7 protein-coding genes are annotated in these 8,344 nt (G+C 72.8%); all 7 read right to left on the reverse strand.

The window, feature by feature from the left end:
• Positions 1 to 90 precede the first annotated feature (90 nt).
• Positions 91 to 1,416 carry a cytochrome P450 family protein gene (locus tag AQJ67_RS28430; RefSeq protein ID WP_062722166.1) on the reverse strand — a complete coding sequence of 442 codons (1,326 nt, stop codon included), beginning with the start codon at positions 1,414 to 1,416 and terminating at the stop codon, positions 91 to 93.
• Positions 1,413 to 2,423, reverse strand: coding sequence for a nucleoside triphosphate pyrophosphohydrolase (locus tag AQJ67_RS28435; protein ID WP_062722442.1), 1,011 nt, complete (start codon positions 2,421 to 2,423; stop codon positions 1,413 to 1,415). Before AQJ67_RS28435 ends, AQJ67_RS28430 begins: the two co-directional genes overlap by 4 nt.
• 111 nt (positions 2,424 to 2,534) lie before the next feature.
• Positions 2,535 to 3,173, reverse strand: coding sequence for a SurA N-terminal domain-containing protein (locus AQJ67_RS28440; RefSeq protein WP_062722167.1), 639 nt, complete (start codon positions 3,171 to 3,173; stop codon positions 2,535 to 2,537).
• A gap of 140 nt (positions 3,174 to 3,313) precedes the next feature.
• Entirely contained in the window at positions 3,314 to 4,144 is an 831-nt protein-coding gene (locus AQJ67_RS28445; RefSeq protein WP_062722168.1) for a glycoside hydrolase domain-containing protein, read from the reverse strand.
• Positions 4,145 to 4,266: 122 nt separating this feature from the next.
• A complete protein-coding gene (locus tag AQJ67_RS28450) occupies positions 4,267 to 5,760 on the reverse strand; it encodes a serine/threonine-protein kinase (protein WP_279616910.1) in 1,494 nt (497 codons plus the stop codon).
• Between the two features lie 38 nt (positions 5,761 to 5,798).
• Positions 5,799 to 6,593 (reverse strand): hypothetical protein, encoded by a 795-nt coding sequence (locus AQJ67_RS28455; RefSeq protein WP_341846170.1) that lies wholly within the window; start codon positions 6,591 to 6,593, stop codon positions 5,799 to 5,801.
• A gap of 110 nt (positions 6,594 to 6,703) precedes the next feature.
• Positions 6,704 to 8,344 (reverse strand): N-6 DNA methylase (locus AQJ67_RS28460; RefSeq protein ID WP_062722171.1); only part of this gene is annotated, 1,641 nt, incomplete at its 5' end.

Here is an 8,344-nt window from a genome sequence, read left to right on the forward strand (position 1 = left end):
GCAGACGATCACTTGTCACAAGTTAATGCCGGGTAGATCACGTGAAGATCACAGACTTGAGCGCGTGTCACGTTTGCCCAGGAGGACGGCTCACCCAACTGGGGTGAACTCCACCGGAAGTGTCCGCAGCCCTCGCATGATGAGGCCGCCGCGCCATCTCAACTCGCCTGGCTCCACGGCGAGTCGGAGGTCCGGGAGACGGGTGAGGAGCGTGCCCAGGGCGGTCTGGCCCTCCAGGCGGGCGAGCGGGGCGCCGAGGCAGTAGTGGATGCCGTGGCCGTAGCCGAGGTGCTGGTTGTCGCGGCGGGAGAGGTCGAGGACGTCGGGGTCGGCGAACCGTGCCGGGTCCCGGTCGGCGGCGGCCAGGACGACGAGGACGGGATCGCCGGGTGCGATGTGCTGTCCGCCGAGGGTGAGCGGCTCGGTGGCGAAGCGCCAGGTGGCGAGTTCCACGGGGCCGTCGTAGCGGAGGAGTTCCTCCACGCCGGTTTCGAGGAGGCCGGTCTCCTTCGCCGCCAAGGACGTCTGCAGGCGGGCGCGTTGCTCGGGGTGGGTGAGCAGGGCGTAGGTGCCGTTGCCGATGAGGTTGACGGTCGTCTCGAAGCCGGCGAACAGCAGGATGAAGGCCATGGCCGCGGCCTCGTTCTCGGTGAGGTGCTCACCGTGGTCGGAGGCGCGGATGAGGCCGGAGATGAGGTCCTCGCCGGGGGCGGGGGTGTCCGGGAGTGCCTCGCGCTTGCGGTGGATCAGCTCGGCGAGATAGCCCCGCATCTTCTTCACGGACCGGGCGACCCCGCCCCTGGGGCCGCCCTGGTGCCGGATCATCATGCCCGCCCAGTCACGGAAGTCGTCCTGGTCCTCGCGGGGGACGCCGAGCAGGTCGCAGATGGCGTGAATGGGGAGCGGGAAGGCGAACTCGTGGATCAGGTCGGCGCTTCCCTCGGTGGCGAACCGGTCGATGAGCTGGTCGGTGAGCTCCTGCACCCGGGGCGCGAACTCGGCGACCCTGCGGGGCGTGAACGCCTTGGAGACGAGCCTGCGCAGCCTCGTGTGGTCCGGCGGGTCGATGTTGAGCAGATGCGTCATCAGCTCGGCCTTGCGCTCCCCCGGGATCCCGGTCTTGCCCTTGGCGTGCGCGGGCTCGTCGTGGTGGGCCGGGTTCTTGGACAGCCGGTTGTCGGCGAGCGTCTGCTTGGCATCGGCGTAACGCGTGACCAGCCAGGCCTCCACCCCGCTGGGGAGCCGCGTCTTGTGCACGGGCGCGTGCTCGCGCAGCCAGGCGTAGGCGGGGTAGGGGTCGGTGGCGAACTCCCAGGTGAAGAGGTCGGGGGGTGCCGGGGTGTCGCCGGTGGGGGCGGGGGCGGTGGGCGGGGTGCCCCCGGCCGGGGCACCGGTGGGGCTGGGCTGGTCTGTCACTCCTCGACGGTATCCGGCGGTGTCAGACCCTCGGCGGCCCGTACGGCATCCCGGTAGGCGCGGGCCGCGACGCGTAGGGCCGCCTCCGGGTCCACCCCGGCCGCCTCCGCGCGCACCGCCAGGGCGAGCAGCTCGTAACCGAGGCCCTCGCCGGTCGGCAGGGGGACCTCCAGGCCCGCCGTTCTGACCCGGGATGCCAGCTTCGCCGCGAGGGCGAGGCCCGGCTGGCCGAGGGGGATGCCCTCCGTCACCGACTCCCGCCGCTTCTCGACCGCCTTCGTGCGCAGCCAGTGCTCCTTGACCTCCTCGGGGGTGGTCGCCGTCTCGTCGCCGAAGACATGGGGGTGGCGGTGGATGAGCTTGGTGACGATGCCGCCGGCCACGTCGTCGATGGAGAAGGGGGCGGCCCCGTCCTCGGCGCGGCCTTCCTCCGCGATACGGGCGTGGAAGACGACCTGCAGCAGAACGTCGCCCAGTTCCTCGCGGAGCTCGTCGCGGTCGCCGTCCTCGATGGCCTCGACGAGTTCGTAGGCCTCCTCGATGCCGTACTTCGCCAGGCCCTTGTGGGTCTGCTGGGAGGACCACGGGCACTCGACGCGGATCCGGTCCATGACCTGCACGAGGTCGAGGAGGCGGGCGCCGGGCAGGTCGTAGGAGGCGGGGAGCAGCTCCAGCTCGGGCATGCGCACCCGACCGGTGCCCGCGAGGCGGGCGAGACCGTCGGTGAGGGCCGACTCGCCCTCGCCGGTGGCCACGACCACGGCCGTGCGGCCGCCGGCGCACGCGTCGATCAGCTGCTCGGCGGTCGGGGCGGCCTCGTCGACCGCTATCCCGGCCTCACGCAGATACGGCAGCTGCGGATGCGCGCCGTCCGCGCACAGCACACGGTCTGCCGCGTGCAGCGCCTGCCAGGCCGGCCAGGACAGCAGGCCGGGCGCGACGCGGTGGCTGGTGGTGAGCAGGACGATGCGGCCGGGGGCGGCGGCTTCGGGACTGGTTGCGTTCACGATCCGAACGTAACCCACGTCGCCGACAGCCCCACGAGTTATCCACAGGCAGGACGGCTACGCCCCATGGCCACGCGGTACCGCTGTGCCGTACGGCCGCGCGCCGTACCGCTATGCCGGCTGCTGCTCCGCCGTCACCTCGCGCACCCACGGCGTCTTCGCGTCCGCCCGGCCGCTCTTCTGGACGTCCCAGGTGCCGTAGCGGGGGTTGAGGTCGATGTCGAGCTTCTTGGACGCCTCGCTCAGGGCGTTCCAGAAAGCGGGCTTGCCGGTGTCGGTGCCCAGCGAGGTGGCGAGCTTCTGGGCCTCCAGCTGGAGGCGGAGGTTCTCGTCGAGGCGCTGCGGCGGGATGCCGTACTGCTGGAGCCAGGCCGTCTCCAGCGCCTTGGCGCCGCCGACCTGCTCCTCCAGGCCGCCGCGCATCCGCTGGAGCTCCTTGCGGGTGACGGTCACGCCCGCGTCCTGGGCGGCGCGGTGCAGCACCTGGTCGAGGACCATGGTGTGCAGGACGTCGCGCGGGAGGGTGCCGGACTTGGCGATGACCTGCGCGTACTGGGCGTCGTCCGGTACGGCGGCGCGCTGTGCCGCGCGGACCTCGCCGACCCGGTTCTCCAGCTGCGCGACGGTGATCCGCTGGCCGCCGACGACGGCCGCCGCGCCAGGATGCGCATCGTTTCCGCAGGCGGTGAGCAGAGGCGCCGCGACGATCGCGGCGGAGAGGAGGAGCGCGGTACGACGGCGGCGGTGCAAGGAGACCTCCCGAGGAAGCTTGTGCGGCGGTGCACAAAGTCTTGCGGTGATCGATGGTAGGCAGTGGGCAAGCTCTGGCCAACCCATTCGACCAACGATTCGCCAGGAGTTCGGGCACCGCCGCACCCGCCAAGCGGGGGTCAGCCCGTGATCGCCACCGGGCCGTCCCAGGCGTCCCGGTCCACGGTGATCGTGTAGCCGCCCCGCGTCTCCTTGCTGTTGACCATGTACTGGTGGCCACGGCTGTGGTTCGTGAACTGCGTCTTGCCGAACGGCCAGTCCGCGGTCGTGGTGTTCTGCTTGTCCCACAGCGCGTACCAGAGGTTGCCCGGCAGGTCCGTCTTGTCGGTGGCGTTGGCGACGGCCTTCGCGCTGGAGCTGGTGAAGCCGTAGTAGCCGCTGCGGTACGTCTTGGCGCGCAGGGCCTTGTCGAAGGCGCGCACATAGGTGAGGACGGCGTCGTTGCACGCCTTGTTCGTGATGTCGTACGACTCCATGTCGAGGTAGACCGGGCTGCCGGCCTTCATGCCGAGCGCGGAGGCCTTGGCCACGGCGTCGGCGGCGTCCTTCGTGCCGAGGGAGGCGGCGGTGGAGGCGGTGATCTTCTCGGGGTTGGAGCCCGTCTGGCAGGGCGGCTGGGCGCCGACGTAGAGCGGGATGAGTTTCCAGCCGACGCCGCTGACCGACTTCACCCAGGAGGCGGTGAGGTTGGGCTGGGCGCAGCCGCGGTTGCGGCCGCCGATGTAGACGGCGGCGGCTCCGTAGAAGCCGTTGCCGTGCCAGGCCTTCATCGCGGAGAGGGAGGGGGCGGCGCAGGTGTCGAAGGCGCGGCCGGTGTAGGTGCGCTGGGCGGGCCAGGCCGTCGCGGCCATGGAGGTCTGCGCGGCGATACCGGCTCCGGCGACGACGGCGGCTCCGGCGACGGCCCAGGCGAGGTATCTGCGGCGCTTCGACTGACGATGACTGGACATGCGTGGACCCACCCCATGGTTCGCGTGACTGGAAAGCGCTCGCAACGTAGCCGGTGTTCGTCCTGTGTTCGGGAAACGCGAACCCGCGCGGGGCACAAAGATCCCTCAACCCACGGCAAAAACTAGCCGCGCACCTGCCCCAGCCACTGGAGCGTCCGCCGTACCTCCGCGGCGAGCGGGTGGCCCGGGCCGTGCAGGCGCTCCACGTCGACCAGCAGCCGGGCCAGGGTGTCGTGGGCGGCGGGGCGGTCGCCGAGGGCGAGCAGGAGGTGGCCGATGCGGCGGCGCACGTCGTGGGCGAGCTGGGGGTCGCCGGAGACGTACTGGTTCTCGTAGTACGGCAGCAGCGCGCGGTACTCGGCGAGCGCGGCCGCCGGTTCGCCGAGCTGTTCCAGGCACTGGGCGGCGTCGAAGCGGAAGCGCAGGGACTGGGGGTCGGCCTGGCCGGCCTCGGCGGCGCGTTCGTCGGCGAGGCGGCGCAGTTCGGGCAGCGCGCGCCGGTACTGGCCGTCGTCCATGAGGGTGGCGGCGTACTGCTTGCGCAGGGTGCGGACCACCGGGGAGTGCTCGCCGTGCTGTTCGGCGGCGGCCGGCAGGATCGCGCCGAGGATGTCGACGGCCTGGGTGATACGGCCCTCGCCGAGGAGGCGCTTGACCTCGTCGACGGCGCGCGCGACGTCCGGCTTCTCGGCCTTCTCGGGGACGGGCGTGACCGGGGCGGGCTGGGGCGCGGGGGTGCGGGCGCGGTCCGGCCAGGGGGCGTGCGGGCGCAGGAAGGGGCGGGTGGGGTCCAGCGGCGATCCGGTGGGCGTCCCGCGCGCGGGCAGCAGCTCCGCCAGATCCTCGTAGACCTCCTGCGCGGAGGCGGGCCGGTGCTGCGGGTCCTTCGTGAGCAGGCGCAGGACCAGGGCTTCGAGTGGCTCGGGGACCTCGGGGCGGATACGGCGCACGGGCAGCGGCGGCTCGTACAGGTGCCGGTGCAGCACGCCTAGCGCCGTGGATCCCGAGAACGGCACGTCCCCGCTGAGGAGTTCGTGCAGCAGCACGCCGAGTGCGTACAGGTCGGTGTACGGGCCGACCGCGCCGCCCATCGCCTGCTCGGGGGCCATGTAGGCGGGCGAGCCGATGGGGGTGCCGGTGTGGGTGAGGCGGGTGGTGTCGGCGTCCATGACGGAGGCGACGCCGAGGTCGAGGACGGTGACCGTGCCGTCCTGCTTCACCATCACGTTGCGCGGCTTGAGGTCGCGGTGGACGATCGGCACGGCGTGTACGGCGCTGAGCACGGCGCACAGTTGCGCGGCGACGGCGACGGCCCACTGCCAGGGGTACGGGTCGTGCTCGGCGAGATGGTCGGAGAGGTCGGCGCCGTCGACGTACTGCATGACGAGGAACAGCTCCTCGCCCTCGCTGCCCGCGTCGTGCACGGTGACCAGCCCGGGGTGGTCGACCTGCGCGGTCACCCGGCACTCGCGCACGAACCGGCGGCGCAGCTCGTCCGCCTCCTGCCCGGCCACCTTGTCGGGGCGCAGCAGCTTCACCGCCACGCGCCGGTCGAGCCGCTGGTCGTAGGCCGTCCACACCTGTCCCATGCCGCCCTGTCCGATGAGCGTGGACAGTTCATAGCGGCCGGCGACGACACGTCCTGTCGCCACGGTCACCTTCCGCCCTCGTGGTTGCCGTCCTGCCGGCCGTCGTGCTGGCGCAGATAGTCACTGAGCTCGTCGAGCTCGGCACGCACCTGGTCGATCCGCGCGGGCGCGGGGCGCTGCGGGGGTGGCGGTACGGGGGTGTGGGGGGCGGGAGTGCGGGGGGCGGGGGTGTGGGGGGCGGCGTCGCGGGGCGCCGGGGTGCTCGGTATCGGGGTGCTCGGTATCGGCGTGTGCGGTGCCGGGGTCCGGGGCGGCGGGGGCGTCTGCGGGGCGGTCGTGGTCGTGTACGGCGACGGGGGCTGCGGGTAGCCGTACGCCGGGGCCGCGACCGGGGGCCGCTGTGGGCCGTAGCCGGGGTAGCGGAGCGGGTGGAAGTGGCGTATGTCCGCGGAGAGGTAGTACGCGATGGCGGCGACGATGCCGCCGAGGACGAGAGCGAGGCCCGTCCAGCCGCCCGCGGTGTGGATCTCGTCCCCCGGCTCCATTCCCATCATGATCAGGCCGCCGAACTCCACCACGATCGACGCCGCGAACAGGACCCAGTCGAGCGGCTTGCGGGTCACGATGGCCAGGCGCAGCATCATCGTCCACGTCAGCAGGCCGAAGCTCAGCACGGAGATCACGACGAAGAACACGCGCAGGAAGACCAGCCACCCGGTGGGCGGCGGCTGCTTCACCGGCTGCGTGTAGCCGTGGCCTTGCATGGCTGCTCCTGATCGATGGCTGAAGTACGGATGGCTGAAGTGCGGATGGCTGAAGTGCGGTCGTGCGACGGTCGCTTCGAGCGTATAGGTCGACACCGACAAACGGTCACCGGTTGTACCGAACCGTTGTCGTGCTGATCACTTCGCAGGACGGCGCAGGTCGGGCGGAGGCCCGGCTTCCGCACGGGCGCCGGCCGGCGCACCGCTCAGTCGGGCGCGACCGTCCCGTCCGTCAGCCCGTCGTACATGCCCCGCACTAGCTGCTCCCCCAGCCGGCCCGCGTGCCGCAGCACCCGCTCGAACTCGTCGAGGGCCCGGAAGCGGGCGCCGTAGCGACGCTGTTCGTCGAACGGGAGCCGGGGCAACTGGAGCCGGCGCACGTCGAGGCGGGTGGCGGTGGAGGCGTAGCTGCTGGCCTGGCGGTTGTTGGCGGTGCCGCGCAGGAAGCCGGCGAGGAACCAGGCGTCGAGCGCCGAGGGGTCGGGGCGCAGGAGCACGAGGTTGCGCCCCAGGGCGGCGCCCGCGGTCGCGTCGTCGATCACGCGCGTGATGGAGCCGCCGCCGAGCACCGGCACGACGACATCGCCCGGCTCGGTCAGCACCGCTTCCTCGTCGCTCTCGGGCAACGTCCCGGAGGGAGCCGTTCCGGAGAGGACGTCGTTGTCGGTGAGCACGGGCACGCGCGCGTGGCCGCCGTTTCCGCCGGTCCGCATCACCAGGGCGCCGCCGCGCGCGAGTTCGCCGATGGTGGTGAGCGGCCAGCGCGGGGCGGGCAGGTGGGCGTCGGCGGGCGGCGGGGTGAGGTCGGCGGTCAGGCGCAGCGTCTCCCCGAGCCGCTCGCGCACGGCTGTGAGCTGCTCGACTCCGTCGGCCGCCGCGGGAGGCGGGAGATGGCGGGCGGGGGCCAGGTCCACGTCGTCGTCGAGGAGGTCGATGACGGGCAACGAGCGGGCCAGGCCCGGACGTTCGTCGAGCGAACCGGTGCGCTCGTGGACGCGCCAGGCGTCGAGCACGGCGTCCCGCACCGCCTGCCAGTCCGGCCCGCCCCGCGCCTCCCCGGCGTACTGCCCGACGTCGGCCAGCAGCACCTCGGGCTGCCCCGCCGCCCGGTCGGGCCGGCGCAGCACCCACAGGTGGAGCGGGATGTTGTACGGCGGTGCCGCCCCGACCGGCAGCGCGATCACGGCACGCAGCGCACCGCGCCGCAGCAGGTCGGCGCGGATACGGCGGCCGGAGCGGCGGGAGGCGGCGGCGGGCGGCATCAGCAGGACCGCGGTGCCGCCGTCCTTGAGGCGGGCCAGCGCGTGCTGCACCCAGGCCAGCTCGGACTCGGTGCGGGCGGGGAAGCCGTACTCCCAGCGGGGGTCGTAGGCGAGTTCGTCGTGGCCCCAGTTGCGCTCGTTGAACGGCGGGTGGCACAGCACGGCGTCGGCGTGCAGCTCGGGGTGGGCGTCGGCGCGCAGGGTGTCCCCGATGGCGCCGCGTACGGCGGTCCTCGTCTGGAGGGCGAGTCGCAGCGCGGTGAGCGCGGCGAGTTCGGGGGCACTGTCCTGGGCGTACAGCTCCTGGTCGGGGCGGGGGGCGACGGCGCGCAGCAGGGCGCCGGTGCCGCAGGCCGGGTCGAGGACGGTACGGGCGGGACCGGCCAGGTCTGCCATGAGTCCGGCGAGTTCGGCCGGGGTGAGCGTGTACTGGCGCGGGTTGGCGTCCAGGTGCCGGCTGAGCAGGAACTCGAACGTCTGGCGGGCCCCCAGCTCGGCCGCGAGTTCGGCGGTGCCGCGCAGGAGGGGGGCGGAGGGGAGGAGTTCCGGGCCGGTGGGGAGGCGGACGGCGGGGGTGGTGGGGGT

The organism is Streptomyces caeruleatus (genome assembly GCF_001514235.1).
GTDB lineage: Bacteria > Actinomycetota > Actinomycetes > Streptomycetales > Streptomycetaceae > Streptomyces > Streptomyces caeruleatus.

Excerpts from the sequence above, each read along its gene's own strand:
- AQJ67_RS28445 (WP_062722168.1), bottom strand. The coding sequence starts at position 4,144 with ATGTCCAGTCATCGTCAGTCGAAGCGCCGCAGATACCTCGCCTGGGCC.